This is a genomic window from Bradyrhizobium sp. Ses1 (genome assembly GCF_059512365.1).
In genome coordinates this window covers 24,222-39,848 of record NZ_JCAMOQ010000054.1, presented here as the reverse complement: position 1 = coordinate 39,848, position 15,627 = coordinate 24,222, and the positions used below count along the sequence as shown (strand labels likewise).

Below are 15,627 nucleotides of genomic sequence, written 5' to 3'. Positions count from 1 at the left end.
CCTATGATGCTGTCATACCCGGAGCAATCTTGCTCCGGGTTTTTTAGATAGGTCCTGATGTCCCAGCACCGCCTTGTGGTTTCGCTTCTTGCCGGATTGCTTTCGACGGCCTCCCTTTCCGCCTCCAGCGCCATTGCCCAGACCACGGTCACCTCGGAACGCCCTGCGAGCTTCACGCTGAACAACGGCCTGCAGGTGGTGGTGATCCCCGATCACCGCACTCCGGTCGTGACGCAGATGATGTGGTACAGGGTCGGTTCCGCCGACGAGACCCCCGGCAAATCGGGATTGGCGCATTTCCTCGAACACCTGATGTTCAAGGGAACCGCCAAGCATCCGGCCGGCGAATTCTCCCAGACGGTGCTGCGGGTCGGCGGCAATGAGAACGCCTTCACCTCCACCGACTACACCGGCTATTTCCAGCGCGTGCCGCGCGAGCAGCTCGGCAAGATGATGGAATTCGAGGCCGACCGGATGACCGGCCTGATCCTGCAGGACGAGAACGTGCTGCCGGAGCGCGATGTCGTGCTGGAAGAATACAACATGCGCGTCGCCAACAATCCGGATGCGCGGCTCACCGAGCAGATCATGGCGGCGCTCTATCTCAACCATCCCTATGGCCGTCCGGTGATCGGCTGGCACCAGGAAATCGAAAAGCTCGACCGCGAGGACGCGCTCGCCTTCTACAAGCGCTTCTATGCGCCCAACAACGCGATCCTGATCATCGCCGGCGACGTCGACGCGAGCGAGATCCGCCCGATGGTGGAGAAGAATTTCGCCGACATTCCTGCGCAATCCTCGATCCCCGCAAAGCGGCTGCGGCCGCAGGAACCGACGCCGGTCTCGCCGCGCACGGTGACGCTGGCCGATCCACGCGTCGAGCAGCCGACCATGCGCCGCTATTACCTCGTCCCGTCGGCCGCCACGGCGGCGGTCGGTGAAAGCCCCGCGCTCGACGTGCTCGCGCAACTGATGGGCGGCGGCGCCAATTCCTACCTCTACCGCTCGCTGGTGATCGACCGTCAGCTCGCGATCTCGACCGGCGCCAATTACCAGGGCACCGCGCTCGATCCCTCGCAGTTCATCATCGCCGCAACACCGAAGCCTGGCGTCGAGTTCGCGCAGATCGAGGACGCGATCGACAAGGTCATTGCCGATATCGCGCAGAACCCGCCGCGCGCCGAGGACCTCGAGCGCGTGAAGACCCAGTTGATCGCGGAATCGATCTACGCGCAGGATAACCAGGCGACGCTGGCACGCTGGTATGGCGGCGCGCTCACCACGGGTTTGAGTGTCGACGATATCAGGAGCTGGCCCGAGCGCATCCGCGCCGTCACCGCCGAACAGGTCCGCGAAGCCGCGCAAAACTGGCTCGACAAGAAGCGTTCCGTGACCGGTTACTTGATCAAGGATACTGCGCCCAAACGCGAGGAGAAGCGCTCGTGACTTATTCTCTCACTCGGCGTTCGGTCCTCGTCGGCGGCAGCGCGCTCGCGCTGACGACGATGCTCGCATCGCGCCCGTCGCAGGCCGCAACCAAGATCCAGCGTCTTGTATCGCCCGGCGGCATCGAGGCCTGGTTCGTGCAGGATTCGACCGTGCCGCTGATCGCGATGGAATACGCCTTCGGTGGCGGCGCCAGCCAGGATCCCGCCGCCAAGCCCGGCGTCGGCAATCTGGTCGGCGACCTGCTCGACGAAGGTTCCGGCGATCTCGATTCCAAGACCTTCCACGAGCGGCTCGATCGCCGCGCCATCGAATTGAGCTTTTCCTCGCAGCGCGACAATTTCCGCGGCTCGCTGCGCATGCTCAAGGACAACAAGGACGAGGCCTTCGACCTCTTGCGCACGGCGCTGACCTCGCCGCGCTTCGAGCCGAGCGATGTCGAGCGCATCCGCGCGCAGGTGCTGTCCAACCTGCGCCGCGAATCCACCAACCCGAGTTCGCTTGCAGGCCGCAAATTCCTCGAAGTCGCGTTCGGCGACCATCCCTACGGCCGGGGAGCCCAGGGCACGCTCGAGAGCGTGCCGACGATCGAGATCGCCGAGCTCAAGGACTATGTCCGCCGGGTCCTCGCCAAGGACACGCTCAAGGTCGCCGTGGTCGGCGATGTCGATCCGGACACGCTCGGCAAATTGCTCGACAAGACCTTTGGCGGGCTGCCGGCCAAGGCCACGCTCACGCCGGTCGCCGACGTCGTCGCGGCCAAGCCGCCGCAGCGCACCCTCATTCCGCTCGACGTGCCGCAAACGGTCGTGACCTTCGGCGGCCCCGGCATCCGCCGCAACGAGCCAGACTTCATGCCGGGCTACGTCGTCAACCACATCCTCGGCGGCGGCGGATTGTCCTCGCGGCTTTACCGCGAAGTGCGCGAGAAGCGCGGGCTGGCTTATTCCGTCTATGGAGCGCTGGTCTGGATGGAGCACTCCTCGCTGTTCATCGGCAATACCGGCACCCGCGCCGATCGCGCCGGCGAAACGGTGGACGCGATCGAGAAGGAAGTCCGCCGCATGGCCGAGGAGGGCCCGACCCAGAAGGAGCTCGACGAGGCCAAGTCGTATTTGAAGGGTTCGCAGATGCTGGCGCTCGATACCTCCTCGAAGCTCGCGCAGGCGATGCTGCAGTATCAGACCGACAAGCTGCCGATCGACTACATCGAGAAGCGCAACGCCATCGTCGACGCGGTGACGCTGGACGACGCCAGGAAGGTGTCGCAGCGGCTCTGGGGCCAGGGCCTGCTCACGGTCGTTGTCGGCCGCACCCCGCAGGCCGCGGCCCAACCGGCCAGCGCGCCATCAGCCGCAACGCCGCCGGCCGCAAGCCCACCTGCCGCCGCGCCGTCAGCCGCAAAGCCGTCCGCGCCGAACTGAGTCGGGCTGCTCGCCCCGCGAGCTACACTATCCGTCCCTCATGGTGAGGAGGCGCGTAGCGCCGTCTCGAACCATGAGGCCCCGGTCTCGCCCGCGGCCATCCTTCGAGACGCGGCCTCCTCAGGATGAGGGTCTGTGCTCGCGGAGCATGTGCATGGGAAAACCGCTATGGTGCGGTGGACGATTCCCTTAGAGCTTCGCTCTGATCGACCACCGGTGATGCCATGCTGCGGGTTGCCCGCGACCTCTTCATTGACGAGAACGATATCGAGATCGGTTTCGTGCGCGCCTCGGGTCCGGGCGGGCAGAACGTCAACAAGCTCGCGACTGCGGCGCAGCTACGCCTCGACACGCACAAGATCGCGCTCGCCGAGGATGTCCGGGCGCGGCTGGTCCGATTGGCCGGCCAGCGCATGACCAAGGATGGTGTGATCGTGATCCACGCCCAGCGCTTCCGCACCCAGGAGCGCAATCGCGCCGACGCGATTGAGCGCCTGCTCGAGTTGTTGCGCGAAGCCATGGTTCGGCCAACCCCGCGCCGACCGACCAAGCCGACGCTCGGCTCCAAGCAGCGGCGCCTGGAAGGCAAGAAGCGCCGCGGCGACATCAAGGCACGGCGCGGCGCAAGAGGGTTTGAGGATTGATGCCAAACGCGCGGATGCTGCGCTCCCTCTCCCGCTTGCGGGAGAGGGTTGGGGTGAGGTGTCTCCGCACTGGGAGAACGGCCGCCGAAGGCGGCCTATGCCTCTCCCGCAAGCGGGAGAGGTGAAGAGTTCGCGCTAGTAGCGCTTGCTGCCGGGAGCAGCGGGCTCCGTTGCCGTGCCTTTGTGCGCTCCAGATCCGGCGCCGGCGCCCACCGTGCCCTTAGCGCCGGCCTTCGCGCCGGCCTTTCCGGTCGGAGCGGCCGTCTGCGCGTTCATCTCCTCATCGCCGCTGCCCGTCATCCCACCCGGCGCCGCGCCCCTTTCCTGCGCGCCGCCGCGGATCGTGCCGCCGGTGGCAGCACCTTGCGCAAGGACAGGGCCGACAAGTGCGGCCGAGAGGGCAAGCGCAATCACAGAGGTTTTCGCTAGCTTCATCCATTGCTCCTGGATTTTGTTCGTGCGGGAAGGTTCGGCGGTTCCATACGCCGCCTGCTGCGCCGGTCTCCCCTTCACGCGGATTGAACGTCTCGCAAACGACGCGTGCGCCATGCAATCTGCGTCGTGTGGAGATCGTGCAGGGATTTCGGGGCAATTTCGCGAAATTGCGCTTCACATATGCGGCGGCATCAAGCGGTTTGGCCGGCACGATTTTCCTAGCCGCAGGTCATCGACGCGTTTTGTTCTGCGGTGAAACAGCCCGCTACTACCACCACCTTTCGTGCGCGACCTAGAGTTACCGCGTACAGGCGGTGATGTGGATGAGAAGGTTACGCGCAACGGCAGCAATCGGGCTTGGATGTTGCAGTGCGTTGCTCGCCACGATCGCGGCTGCGCAGATGCCATTGCCTGCCGCCAAGCCGCCCGATGGTGCTGCGCTGTTCAAGCAGCAATGCGGGACCTGCCACACCACGAACCTGTCCGATCCGGTCCGCCAAGGCCCGCCTCTGTTCAAGATCGTCGGCCGCCCCGCGGGCAAGGCCGAGGGCTTTCACTATTCGTCCGGCTTCGCGCAAGCCGATTTCATCTGGGACGACGCCAGGCTCGACGCCTGGCTCACCAACCCGCAGGCGATGATCCCCGGCTCCATCATGGCCTATCGCCAGGCCAAACCGGAGACCCGCGCCGCCATCATCGCCTATCTGAAGGAGCTCAACTGAATGGCAAAACCCGTTCACTCGATGATCCGCGTGCTCGACGAGGCGAAGTCGCTCGATTTCTACGCGCGCGCCTTCGGCCTTAAGGTCGCCGATCATCTCAAGTTTGACGATTTCGCGCTGATCTACCTGCGCCACCCGTCCTCCCCCTTCGAGGTCGAGCTGACCGTCAATTTCGACCGCAAGGAGCCCTATACGCTCGGCGACGGCTACGGCCATCTCGCTGTGATCGTCGACGATGTCGATGCCGAGCATGCGCGGTTCGAGCGGGAGAAGCTCGCGCCGGGACCGCTGCGCGATTTCAAGCATGACGGCAAGACGCTGGCGCGCTTCTTCTTCGTCGCCGATCCCGATGGCTACAAGATCGAGGTGATCCAGCGCGGCGGCCGCTTCGGATAATTCCCAATAACAAGCAATCAACAATGACAAAACATTCCACGGAGGAAACCCATGAGAGAAGTCGATCGTCGAAGCAAATATGATCGCCGCGTCTTCCTGAAGGGCGCGGCGACGGCGGTACCGACCGTCGCCATTGCCACCAGCGCGGGACTGACCATCAGCGATGCCTGGGCCGATGACGCCACCACGCTGACGCCGGCGACCTTGAAGACACTGGTGAAGATGGCGCGCGACATCTATCCGCACGATTTCCTGGGTGACAGCTATTACATCATCGCGATCAAGCCCTGGGACGGCAAGGCGGCCAAGGATCCCGCGATCAAGTCGCTGATCAACGAGGGAGTCGTCAGACTGGACCAGGAGGCCAACGACCGCCACAAGGTCCCCTACGTCCAGGTGCCCTGGGAAGCTGACCGCGTGGTGCTGTTGCAAGGGATCGAGCAAAGCGCATTCTTCCAGAAGATCCGCGGCGATCTCGTCGTCTCGCTCTACAACCAGAAAGAGGTCTGGCCGAAGTTCGGTTATGAGGGCTCGTCCGCCGAACATGGCGGCTACATAAAGCGCGGCTTCGCCGACATCGACTGGCTCCCGAAAGCTTAGAGCATGATCCGGAAAAGTGGGTACCGGTTTTCCCTGCGACAAACGCGAAGCGTTTGCGCGGAGATCATGCTCAAAACAAAGTAACGCTCTGGGAGGATCACATGGCAAAATTCGATCTCAATGACAGTGGCGTGGTGGTGATCGTGGGCTCCGGCGCGGGCGGTGGAACGCTCGGCAATGAGCTGGCGCAGAAGGGCGTGAAGGTCGTCATCCTCGAAGCCGGACCGCGCATCGAGAACCAGGACTTCATCAACGACGAGTGGGACAGCTTTGCGCAGCTCGCCTGGTCGGACATGCGCACGACGTCGGGAAGCTGGCGCGTTGCCAAGGACTTTCCGAATCTGCCGGCGTGGATCGTGAAGGCGGTGGGCGGCTCGACCACGCACTGGGCCGGCGCCTCTCTCCGTTTCGACGAGCACGAATTCAAGGTCAAGAGCACCTATGGCGGCATCCCCGGCGCCAATCTGCTGGACTGGCCGATCACGCTCGCCGAGATGGAGCCGTATTACGCCAAGGCCGAGAACAAGATGGGCGTGACGCGGACCAACGGCATTCCGGGCCTGCCCGGCAACAACAATTTCAAGGTGCTGGAGGCCGGCGCCAGGAAGCTCGGCTACAAGACCGTGCACACCGGCAACATGGCGATCAACAGCGAACCGCGTGACGGCCGCGGCTCCTGCCAGCAGATCGGCTTCTGCTTCCAGGGCTGCAAGTCGGGCGCGAAATGGTCGACGCTTTACACCGAAATCCCGAAGGGCGAAGCCACAGGCAATCTCGAAGTGCGCCCGGGCAGCATGGTGATCAAAATCGAGCACGATCAATCCGGCAAGGTGACCGGCGTGGTCTATGCCGACGAAAGCGGCGCGATGCAGCGCCAGAAGGCCCGCGTGGTCGCGGTCGCCGGCAATTCGATCGAGAGCCCGCGGCTGCTGCTCAACAGCGCCTCGAACATGTTCCCGGATGGGCTCGCCAACTCGTCCGGCCAGGTCGGCCGCAACTACATGCGGCACATGACTGGCAGCGTGTATGCGACCTTCGAGAAATCGGTGCACATGTATCGCGGCACCACGATGGCCGGCATCATCCGCGACGAGGCCAAGAACGATCCCTCACGCGGCTTCGTCGGCGGCTATGAGATGGAGACGCTGTCGCTCGGCCTGCCATTCATGGCTGCCTTCCTCAGTCCCGGCGCATGGGGACGCCCGTTCACCAGTGCGATGGAAGGCTATCCACGGATGGCCGGCATGTGGCTGGTCGGCGAGGACATGGCGCAGGAGACCAACCGTGTCACGCTTGATCCCAAGGCGAAGGACAAGTTCGGCATGCCGGTCGCGAGCGTGCATTTCGACGATCATCCGAACGATCTCGCGATGCGCGCCCATGCCTACAAGCAGGGTGCCGCGGTCTACGAGGCGGTCGGCGCCACCGTCACCTATCCGACACCGCCCTACCCGAGCACGCACAATCTCGGCACCAACCGGATGAGCGAGAAGGCGAAAGATGGCGTGGTGAACAAATACGGCCAGACCCACGACATCAAGAACCTCTTCGTCTCGGATGGCAGCCAGTTCACCAGCGGTGCGGCGTGCAACCCGACCCTGACGATCGTGTCGCTCGCGATCCGGCAGGCGGACCATATTGCCGGCGCGATGCAGCGGAAGGAGATTTAGGTTGGACGAATCGCTCCAACCGCGCACTCGCTCCGCCTCTCCCGCTTGCGGGGGAGGCCGACGCGCTCGGCAGCGCTCTTGCGCGCCTGAGCGCGGCGGGTGGGGGCTCTCTCCCCACGGCTAGTCCCATCGTAGAGACACCCTCACCCCAGCCCTCTCCCGCAAGCGGGAGAGGGAGCCGCCCTACTCCGCGGCGTCGAGAATGGCGGGCCTGTCGCGCAACTCGGGCGAGGCCGCGCTCTTGGAGCGATAGATCAGGCAGGAGCAGCGCAGCAGCGAGGCGAAATTGCTGACCTCGCCGTGATGGTCGAGAACCTCGTTGTGCAGCGTGGTGAGGAATTTCGCCAGGCTCATCCCCTCCTTCGCCGCGATCTCTTCCAGTGTGTCCCAGAATGCCAGTTCCAGCCGGATCGAGGTGCAATGGCCGCCAAGTCGCAGCGATCTGGTCTGCGATTCGTAGTCGCGTTGCGGCTGATGGGCGAACAAATGGCACATGGAATCCTCCTGCCAGATTATAATTTTTCTAAACGATATACCCGGCCGCACAACCCGACAATCCTGCGCTGCACAGGCAGCGTCCAGCGAATGCCAGTCTCTTCAAGACGATAGGCAGGTCCCGTCCCCAGCGCGGCGTGGATTTCCGGACCGGGCGCATGCATTTGCTGCGGCGCCCGCCTAGAATGCGGCCTTAACCCGAATCGATCCCACGCCATGCCCGTCCGTCAGCTTCCCGAACAGGTCGTCAATCGCATCGCCGCCGGCGAGGTGGTCGAGCGTCCCGCGAGCGTGGTCAAGGAACTGGTGGAGAATGCGATCGATGCCGGCGCCAGCCGGATCGACATCTTTACCGATGGCGGCGGGCGGCGGCGGATCGGCATCACCGACGACGGCGGCGGCATGACCCGCGCCGACCTCGCGCTTGCGGTCGACCGCCATGCCACCTCAAAACTCGACGACGAGGACCTGCTGCGGATCCGGACGCTGGGGTTCCGCGGCGAGGCGCTGCCTTCGATCGGCGCGGTGGCAAGGCTCAACATCGTGACGCGACATGCGAGCGAGCCGCATGCATGGTCGCTCTCGGTCGAAGCCGGCGCGAAGTCCGAGATCATGCCCGCGGCGCTCGGTCAGGGCACCCGCGTCGAGGTCGGCGATCTCTTCTATGCGACGCCGGCGCGGCTGAAATTCCTCAAGACCGACCGCACCGAAGCGGAAGCGATCCGCGAGGTGGTGCGGCGGCTGGCGATGGCGCGGCCCGACATCGCCTTCACCCTCGCCGGCGAGGAGCGCGCGCCCGTGACCTGGGCTGCGGCACTGCCCGGCGCCCCCGGACGGCTGACGCGGCTCGGTGATATCCTGGGGAGCGATTTCCGCGGATGCGCCATTGAGGTCCGCGCCGAGCGCGAGGGCGTCGTGATCGAAGGCTTTGCCGCCGCGCCCTCGCTGACGCGGGCGAATGCGCTTGGGCAGTACCTGTTCGTCAACGGTCGCCCGGTGCGCGACAAGCTGATCCTGGGCGCGGTGCGCGCGGCCTATGCCGACTACCTGCCGCGCGACCGCCATCCGGTGGTGGCGCTGTTCGTCACGCTGCCGCCGCAGGAGGTCGACGCCAATGTGCATCCGGCCAAGACCGAGGTGCGCTTCCGCAATGCCGGCCTCGTCCGCGCCCTGATCGTGCATGCGCTCAAAGAAGGCCTCGGGCGCGAGGGACGGCGCACCGCGGCCAATACTGACGGCGCGGCGCTCTCCGCCTTCCGTCCCTCGTTCGCGCCGCCACGGCCGAGCAATTGGGATTGGCGCCAGTCGCCGGCCTATCCGGTGCGGCCGATGCCTTCATTCGACGGCGCGGCCGCGAACGCGTTGGCCGAACCTGGCCAGGCCGCCTTCGACGTCGGCACGCCGACCGCCGATGTCCGCTTCGAGGCGCAGCCGGCGGCCGACCTGCTCGATCGCCCGCTTGGCGCAGCGCGCACGCAGATCCACGAGACCTACATCGTCTCGCAGACCCGCGACGGGCTCGTCGTGGTGGATCAGCACGCCGCCCATGAACGCATCGTCTATGAAAGGCTGAAGGCGTCGCTGGCCAAAAACGGCGTGCAGCGGCAGATCCTGCTGATTCCTGAAATCGTCGAGCTCGATGAATCCACCGTCGAGAAGCTGCTCGATCGCGCCGAGGAGCTTGCCAGTTACGGGCTTGCGATCGAGTCCTTCGGCCCCGGCGCGGTCGCGGTGCGCGAGACGCCGTCGCTGCTCGGCAAGGCCAACGCGGCCGGGCTCTTGCGCGACCTCGCCGAGCACATGGCCGAATGGGACGAGGCGCTGCCGCTCGAGCGACGCCTGATGCATGTCGCCGCCACCATGGCCTGCCACGGCTCGGTCCGCGCCGGCCGCCGCCTCAAGCCGGAAGAGATGAACGCGCTGCTCCGCGAGATGGAAGATACGCCGAACTCCGGCCAGTGCAACCACGGCCGGCCGACCTATGTGGAATTGAAATTGTCGGATATCGAGAAGCTGTTCGGCAGAAGATGAGGCGTGAGATGCGGTAGGGTGGGCAAAGGCGCGCTTGCGCCGTGCCCACCATCAGCACTGCGCTCGCAATGGTGGGCACGCTTCGCTTTGCCAACCCTACGGCACCTTCAAGAACACGAACTCGGTGTCGTCGTAGGCGCGGCGCTCCAATTCCTCGAAACCATCCGGCGCAGCGAGCGCGGCGGCTTTCGCCTCTTCCACCACCAGCAGCGCGCCCGGCGTCAGCCACGCACCGTCGCGTAAGGACGCCAGCGCCTTCTCCGCCAGTCCCTTGCCGTAGGGCGGATCGAGGAACACCAGCGAGAACGGTTCGACGGGATGCGCAGGCCCGAGATTGGTGGCGTCGCGGCGGAATACTTTTGTCACGCCGCCGAGGCCCAGCGACTCCACATTGTTACGCAGCAGCGCGCGGGCTTCGGCGCCGTTATCGACGAACAGCGCGAACTTCGCGCCGCGCGACACCGCCTCGATGCCGAGCGCGCCGGTGCCGGCGAAGAGGTCGAGCACGCGCGCGCCCTCGATCGGATCGTCATAGGCGTGGACGAGGATGTTGAACACGGACTCGCGCAATCGATCCGCGGTCGGACGGATGTCGCGTGAAGATGGCGCGGCCAGGTTGCGGCCCTTCAATCGTCCCCCGACGACGCGCATTCACAACTCTCCGTCATGCCCGGGCTCGACCCGGGCATCCACGTGCTTCAGTCCGCGGCGCGAGAAAGCCGTGGATGGCCGGGTCAAGCCCGGCCATGACGAAGCACTGAGAGCGGACCGATTGCCGCTACGCATCGGCCCGCCTACTCGTCCTTCGGCTTGAAGTCGCGCTTGCCGTGATAGGCGCGCTTGACGCGGCGCGGCGGGCCGTAGCCGGCATTCTCTTCCTCGTTACGAATGCGCGCCTCCTCGCTGCCGGAGCGCTGCACCAGCACGCGGTGGCCCTTGCTGTCGGCAATCACCGCGCGCTTGCTTTTGGGCGGCTTCCTGTCACGTAGCGCATCGTCGTCACCGCCGGCATGGTGCTCTGGCCGGGCGAAGTCGGCGCCCGCAAGCTTGGCGACCTTCTCGCCGAGCTGCTCGCGCAGCACCCGTGTCTTGACCTCATCGACCTTGCCTTCCTCGAGCTCGCCGAGCTGGAACGGACCGTAGGAGATCCGGATCAGCCGGTTCACCTCGAGGCCGAGATGCGCCATCACATTGCGCACCTCGCGGTTCTTGCCCTCGCGGATCGCGAACACCAGCCAGACGTTCGAGCCCTGGTCGCGCTCCAGCGTCGCCTCGATCGGACCGTATTTGACGCCCTCGACCTCGACGCCCTTCTTCAGTTCATCGAGCTGCGCCTGCGTGACCTCGCCATGGGCGCGGACGCGATAGCGGCGCAGCCAGCCGGTGTCGGGCAGTTCGAGCACGCGCGCGAGCCCGCCGTCATTGGTGAGCAGCAGCAATCCCTCGGTGTTGAAATCGAGCCGGCCGACGCTGATCAGCCGCGGCAGGCCTTCGGGCAGATTGTCGAACACGGTCGGACGCCCTTCGGGATCGTCATGGGTCGTCATCAGGCCGCGTGGCTTGTGATACATGAACAATCGCGTCCGCTCGCGCGGCGGCAACGGCTTGCCGTCGACGGCGACGACATCGTTCGCGGTGACGTCGAGGGCCGGCGAATTGATGACGCGGCCGTTCACGGTGACGCGGCCCTGCGTCACCATCTCCTCGGCATCGCGGCGTGAGGCCAGGCCGGCACGCGCCAGCACTTTTGCAATCCGCTCGCCGGACTTTTTCGGCTTCGGCTCCGGACGCGGCCGCCTCTCGAAGTCCGCCGGACGTTCGCGATAGGCGCCGCGGCCGCCGAAGGCCGGGCGCTTCGCAAAGATCTTGCTGTCATCCTCATTGTCGCGGCGCGGACGATCGCCGAAACGGCCTTCGCTGCGCGGATGCTCCTGCCAATCGGTCCGCCCCTCGGGGCGCTCGCTGCGACGATCGAACTTGCGATCATCGCGCTCGCGCGGGCGATCGCATTTCGGCCGCTCACGGAATGGACGATCGCCCTGCTGACGGTCGTCGCGCGAGCGCGAAAAGCGCGGGCGCTCGTCGCCGCCACGATCGTCGCGCGGCCGGTCATAGCGCGGCTTGTCGAACTTCGGCCGGTCGAAATCGCGCTCGCGCTTCTCCCACGGCTTGGACTCGCCACGCGGCGGACGATCGCCGAAATCCTTGCGCGGTCCGCGGTCGCTCTTGCGATCCCCGCCGCGGGAGAATTTCTTGTCGCCACCAAATTTTCTCTCGGAACGCTCGCCAAATGAGCGTTCGCCGCGAGGACCCTCACCGCGCTCGCGGAACGGTCGCTTCTCGCCGTCGCGGTCGCGTGAAGCGTATGGCTTCCTGTCGCCGAACTTCCGGTCCGAAAAGCGGCCGGCCGGTCGGGCATCATCGCGCGGCGCGCGATCATCGCGACCGAATTTCGGACGATCGCCGCGCGGCTTGAAGGTGCGCTCGCCGCGATCCTCGCGCGGGCGGTCGTCGCGCTTGAAGCGCGGTCGATCGCCAAACTCGCGGCGCGGCGCATCGCCCTCCTCGCGGCGGCGGAACGGGCGATCCTCGCGCTTGCCGCCAAACGAACGCTTCTCACCCTCGTCCCGGTCCCGCCCATAGCCGCGCTTAGCGAACTTTTTCTCCGGCCCGCGCGCCGCGCCGGAACGGCTCTTGCCGGGGGGCCGGTCCCGCCGGCCGCGCGGGGAGTCGTTGTGTTTGTCGCGGTCGCGGGGCATGAAAGGTCTCGCTTCTCAAATGTCGGTCAAAAAGGCATTTGCGTGCGCCGCTATCGGGCCGCATCTCTTGCAAAGCCGGGTGTCCACTGTTGCTGAAGGCGCAGCTAGTAGCAGGTTTCTTGCGATGATACGAGGCATGACTGCCCCTTCTTTCATGGATTTGGCGCTGAAAACCGCCAAAAACGCCGGAAACGCCGGCGAAGTTCCGATCGGCTGCGTGATCGTGCGAGGCTACGACGTGATCGCCACCGCCGGCAACCGGACCCTCACCGACCGCGACCCGACCGCGCATGCCGAGATTTTGGCGATCCGGCAGGCCGCCGAGGCGATCGGCACCGAGCGATTGGTGGATTGCGACCTCTATGTCACGCTCGAGCCCTGCACCATGTGCGCCGCCGCGATCTCGTTCGCCCGCATCCGCCGGCTCTATTACGGCGCGGCCGACCCCAAGGGCGGCGCCGTCGAATCCGGCGTGCGGTTCTTCTCGCAGCCCACCTGCCACCACCGGCCGGAAATCTATCCCGCCATCGGCGAGCGAGAGGCGGCGGCGCTGCTGCGGGAGTTCTTTCGGGAGCGGCGGTAGCGGGCCCGCCCGTCATTGCGAGCGGAGCGAAGCAATCCATGCCGCCACTTGCTGAGGCATGGATTGCTTCGTCGCTTCGCTCCTCGCAATGACGATCACCCCGCCAGGAAAAACTCCCGCAGCAATTTTGCCGTCGCCTCCGGATTCTCCTCGGTCAGGAAATGCCCGGAATCGACGGGCGCTCCGCTGACATTGGTCGCCCACTGCTTCCAGGTGTCGAGCGGCGTCGCCGCGGCACTCGCGATCCCGGCATCGCCCCACAGCGCCAGCATCGGGATCGTGATCTTCTTGCCCGCCTCGAAGTCCGCCTTGTCGATCTCGTAATCGGCATAAGCACCGGCGCGGTAATCCTCGCACATCGCATGCACGCGCGAGGGATCGCGGAACGGCGCCAGATAATGCTCCAGCGCGCGCGGATCGATGGCATCCAGCGTTTTCGATTTGGTCTGGCTCGCCATCTTGTGCTTCAGGAAGAAATCCGGCGCGCCCAGGATCAGCGTCTCCGGAAACGGGGCCGGCTGCGCCAGGAAGGTCCAGTGATAGATCTTCAGCGCATAGAGCCGGTTGATGCGCTCCCAGTAATTATAGGTCGGCAGGATATCGAGCACCGCGAGCTTCGATAGCCGGCCCGGATGGTCGAGCGCCAGCCGATAGGAGACGCGGCCGCCGCGGTCGTGGCCGGCAAGCGCGAAATGCACATGGCCGAGCTTCTCCATCGCCTCGATCAGCGTCTTCGCCATCGCACGCTTGGTATAGGGCGTGTGGTCCTTGTCGCTGTCAGGCATGTCGGACCAGCCATAGCCCGGCAGGTCGGCGATGATCAGCGTGAACCTGTCGTCGAGCTTTGGCGCCACCGAATGCCACATCACATGCGTGGACGAAAACCCATGGAGCAGCAGCAGCGGCGGCCCCTTGCCGCCGACGCGCGCGAAGATGCGGCCGGAGGACGTATTGATCCATTCAGAGGCATAACCGGGAAACAGATCGGCGAGATCGGACATTCGCGAACACTCCTGCGGCGGTGTCATTGCCGGGCCTGACCCGGCAATCCATCCTACCAAGAGATTCTTTGAAGATGGATACGCGGGTCAAGCCCGCATATGACGAGTTCGTCAGACGCCCTTCTCGGCCTCCACCGCCTGCCAGGCGATATCGCGGCGGCAAAAGCCGTCCGGCCAGTGGATGCGGTCAATCGCGGCGTAGGCGCGCCGCTTGGCCTCAGTGACGGTGTTGCCCGACGCGCAGATGTTGAGCACGCGGCCGCCATTGGCGAGGATGGCGCCATCCTTCTCGACCGTGCCGGCATGGAAGATCTCGACGCCCTCGATCTGAGCGGCCTCGTCGAGCCCTTCGATGCGCGTGCCCTTCTTGTAATCGCCGGGATAGCCCTTCGCCGCCATCACCACCGTCAGCGCCGGCTCGGGGAACCAGCGCAGATCAAAATTCTTGAGCTGCCCGTCACAGGCAGCGAGGAAGGCCGGCACGATGTCGGACATCATCCGCAGCATCAGCACCTGGCATTCGGGATCGCCGAAGCGGACGTTGTATTCGAACAGTTTCGGGCCCTGCTCCGTCAGCATCACGCCGGCATAGAGCACGCCGCGGAACGGCGTGCCGCGCTGCTTCATGCCGGCAACGGTCGGCAGGATGATCCGCGCCATGATCTGGTCGTGGATCTCAGGCGTCACGAACGGCGTCGGCGAATAGGCGCCCATGCCGCCGGTGTTCGGCCCCTCATCGTGATCGAACACGCGCTTGTGGTCCTGCGCGGAGGCAAGCGGGATTGCGGTCTCGCCGTCGCACAGCGCGAAGAAGCTGATCTCGCGGCCGGACAGGAACTCCTCGATCACGACCTCAGCGCCAGCCGAGCCGAATCCGCCCTCGAACATCATCGCGATCGCCGCTTCCGCCTCGTCCAGCGTTTTGGCGACCACGACGCCCTTGCCCGCCGCGAGTCCGTCGGCCTTGACCACGATCGGCGCGCCCTGCGCCCGCACATAGGCCAGCGCATCATCGGCATTATCAAAGCGGCGGTAGGCGCCGGTTGGAATGTTGAACTCGCTGCAGAGGTCCTTGGTGAACCCCTTGGACCCCTCAAGCTGCGCCGCGAGCCTGCTCGGGCCGAACGCCTTGATGCCGGCGGCAGCGAGATCATCCACGATCCCCGCGGCGAGCGGGATCTCCGGACCGACCACGACGAGATCGACGGCGTTGCGCCTGCAGAACTCAATCACGGCGGAATGATCGGCGACATCGAGCGCCACGCATTCAGCCTCGCGCGCGATCCCGGCGTTGCCCGGGGCGCACCACAGCTTTGTCACCAATGGAGAGGCGGCGATCTTCCACGCCAGCGCATGTTCGCGGCCGCCGGAACCGATCAGGAGAATGTTCATGCGATTGCAGTCAGAATTAAGGGTTGCCG

General features: G+C 65.4%; 15 protein-coding genes. 9 read left to right on the top strand and 6 right to left on the bottom strand.

Annotation, left to right across the window (positions count from 1 at the left end; genetic code table 11):
- The first annotated feature begins 57 nt into the window (after nucleotides 1-57).
- The 3 genes from AC5ZG5_RS37925 (at nucleotide 58) to arfB (ending at nucleotide 3,514) form a co-directional block, all read left to right on the top strand.
- Nucleotides 58-1,446, top strand: coding sequence for a M16 family metallopeptidase (locus AC5ZG5_RS37925; protein WP_208823716.1), 1,389 nt, complete (start codon nucleotides 58-60; stop codon nucleotides 1,444-1,446).
- Between the two features lie 59 nt (nucleotides 1,447-1,505).
- A complete protein-coding gene (locus AC5ZG5_RS37920; RefSeq protein WP_456645917.1) occupies nucleotides 1,506-2,870 on the top strand; it encodes a M16 family metallopeptidase in 1,365 nt (454 codons plus the stop codon).
- Nucleotides 2,871-3,094: 224 nt separating this feature from the next.
- Nucleotides 3,095-3,514 carry an alternative ribosome rescue aminoacyl-tRNA hydrolase ArfB gene (arfB, locus tag AC5ZG5_RS37915; protein ID WP_028163932.1) on the top strand — a complete coding sequence of 140 codons (420 nt, stop codon included), beginning with the start codon at nucleotides 3,095-3,097 and terminating at the stop codon, nucleotides 3,512-3,514.
- Nucleotides 3,515-3,649: 135 nt separating this feature from the next.
- Here arfB and AC5ZG5_RS37910 read toward each other — a convergent pair whose 3' ends face one another.
- Nucleotides 3,650-3,949 carry a hypothetical protein gene (locus tag AC5ZG5_RS37910; RefSeq protein WP_028163933.1) on the bottom strand — a complete coding sequence of 100 codons (300 nt, stop codon included), beginning with the start codon at nucleotides 3,947-3,949 and terminating at the stop codon, nucleotides 3,650-3,652.
- Between the two features lie 401 nt (nucleotides 3,950-4,350).
- Between AC5ZG5_RS37910 and AC5ZG5_RS37905 the strand changes: the two genes are divergently transcribed.
- The 4 genes from AC5ZG5_RS37905 (at nucleotide 4,351) to AC5ZG5_RS37890 (ending at nucleotide 7,337) form a co-directional block, all read left to right on the top strand.
- Nucleotides 4,351-4,671 (top strand): c-type cytochrome, encoded by a 321-nt coding sequence (locus AC5ZG5_RS37905; protein ID WP_130230615.1) that lies wholly within the window; start codon nucleotides 4,351-4,353, stop codon nucleotides 4,669-4,671.
- Nucleotides 4,672-5,067: a VOC family protein gene (locus AC5ZG5_RS37900; protein ID WP_456645902.1), complete on the top strand. Its 396-nt coding sequence runs from the start codon at nucleotides 4,672-4,674 to the stop codon at nucleotides 5,065-5,067.
- Nucleotides 5,068-5,118: 51 nt separating this feature from the next.
- Complete coding sequence (locus AC5ZG5_RS37895; RefSeq protein ID WP_456645901.1) at nucleotides 5,119-5,667, top strand: gluconate 2-dehydrogenase subunit 3 family protein; 549 nt, start codon at nucleotides 5,119-5,121, stop codon at nucleotides 5,665-5,667.
- A 101-nt stretch (nucleotides 5,668-5,768) separates the two neighbouring features.
- Nucleotides 5,769-7,337: a GMC family oxidoreductase gene (locus AC5ZG5_RS37890; protein WP_130230609.1), complete on the top strand. Its 1,569-nt coding sequence runs from the start codon at nucleotides 5,769-5,771 to the stop codon at nucleotides 7,335-7,337.
- A 183-nt stretch (nucleotides 7,338-7,520) separates the two neighbouring features.
- Here the strand turns inward: AC5ZG5_RS37890 and AC5ZG5_RS37885 are convergent, their stop codons facing one another.
- Complete coding sequence (locus AC5ZG5_RS37885) at nucleotides 7,521-7,832, bottom strand: ribbon-helix-helix domain-containing protein (protein ID WP_028163938.1); 312 nt, start codon at nucleotides 7,830-7,832, stop codon at nucleotides 7,521-7,523.
- 216 nt (nucleotides 7,833-8,048) lie between these two features.
- Here AC5ZG5_RS37885 and mutL point away from each other — a divergent pair, with 216 nt between their 5' ends.
- Nucleotides 8,049-9,863 carry a DNA mismatch repair endonuclease MutL gene (gene mutL, locus AC5ZG5_RS37880; protein ID WP_456645900.1) on the top strand — a complete coding sequence of 605 codons (1,815 nt, stop codon included), beginning with the start codon at nucleotides 8,049-8,051 and terminating at the stop codon, nucleotides 9,861-9,863.
- 96 nt (nucleotides 9,864-9,959) lie between these two features.
- On the opposite strand, the gene rsmD is transcribed toward mutL, so the two are convergent.
- On the bottom strand, nucleotides 9,960-10,514 hold the full coding sequence (gene rsmD / locus AC5ZG5_RS37875) for a 16S rRNA (guanine(966)-N(2))-methyltransferase RsmD (protein ID WP_456645899.1): 555 nt from the start codon (nucleotides 10,512-10,514) through the stop codon (nucleotides 9,960-9,962).
- Between the two features lie 143 nt (nucleotides 10,515-10,657).
- A complete protein-coding gene (locus tag AC5ZG5_RS37870; RefSeq protein ID WP_456645898.1) occupies nucleotides 10,658-12,622 on the bottom strand; it encodes a pseudouridine synthase in 1,965 nt (654 codons plus the stop codon).
- 124 nt (nucleotides 12,623-12,746) lie between these two features.
- Here AC5ZG5_RS37870 and AC5ZG5_RS37865 point away from each other — a divergent pair, with 124 nt between their 5' ends.
- Nucleotides 12,747-13,205, top strand: a complete 459-nt coding sequence (locus AC5ZG5_RS37865) for a nucleoside deaminase (RefSeq protein ID WP_035691530.1) — start codon at nucleotides 12,747-12,749, stop codon at nucleotides 13,203-13,205.
- 95 nt (nucleotides 13,206-13,300) lie between these two features.
- Here the strand turns inward: AC5ZG5_RS37865 and AC5ZG5_RS37860 are convergent, their stop codons facing one another.
- The gene (locus AC5ZG5_RS37860) at nucleotides 13,301-14,206 is read right to left on the bottom strand and encodes an alpha/beta fold hydrolase (RefSeq protein ID WP_456645897.1); all 906 of its coding nucleotides are present in this window, start codon (nucleotides 14,204-14,206) and stop codon (nucleotides 13,301-13,303) included.
- 111 nt (nucleotides 14,207-14,317) lie between these two features.
- On the bottom strand, nucleotides 14,318-15,598 hold the full coding sequence (purD, locus tag AC5ZG5_RS37855) for a phosphoribosylamine--glycine ligase (RefSeq protein WP_456645896.1): 1,281 nt from the start codon (nucleotides 15,596-15,598) through the stop codon (nucleotides 14,318-14,320).
- Between the last annotated feature and the right edge of the window lie 29 nt (nucleotides 15,599-15,627).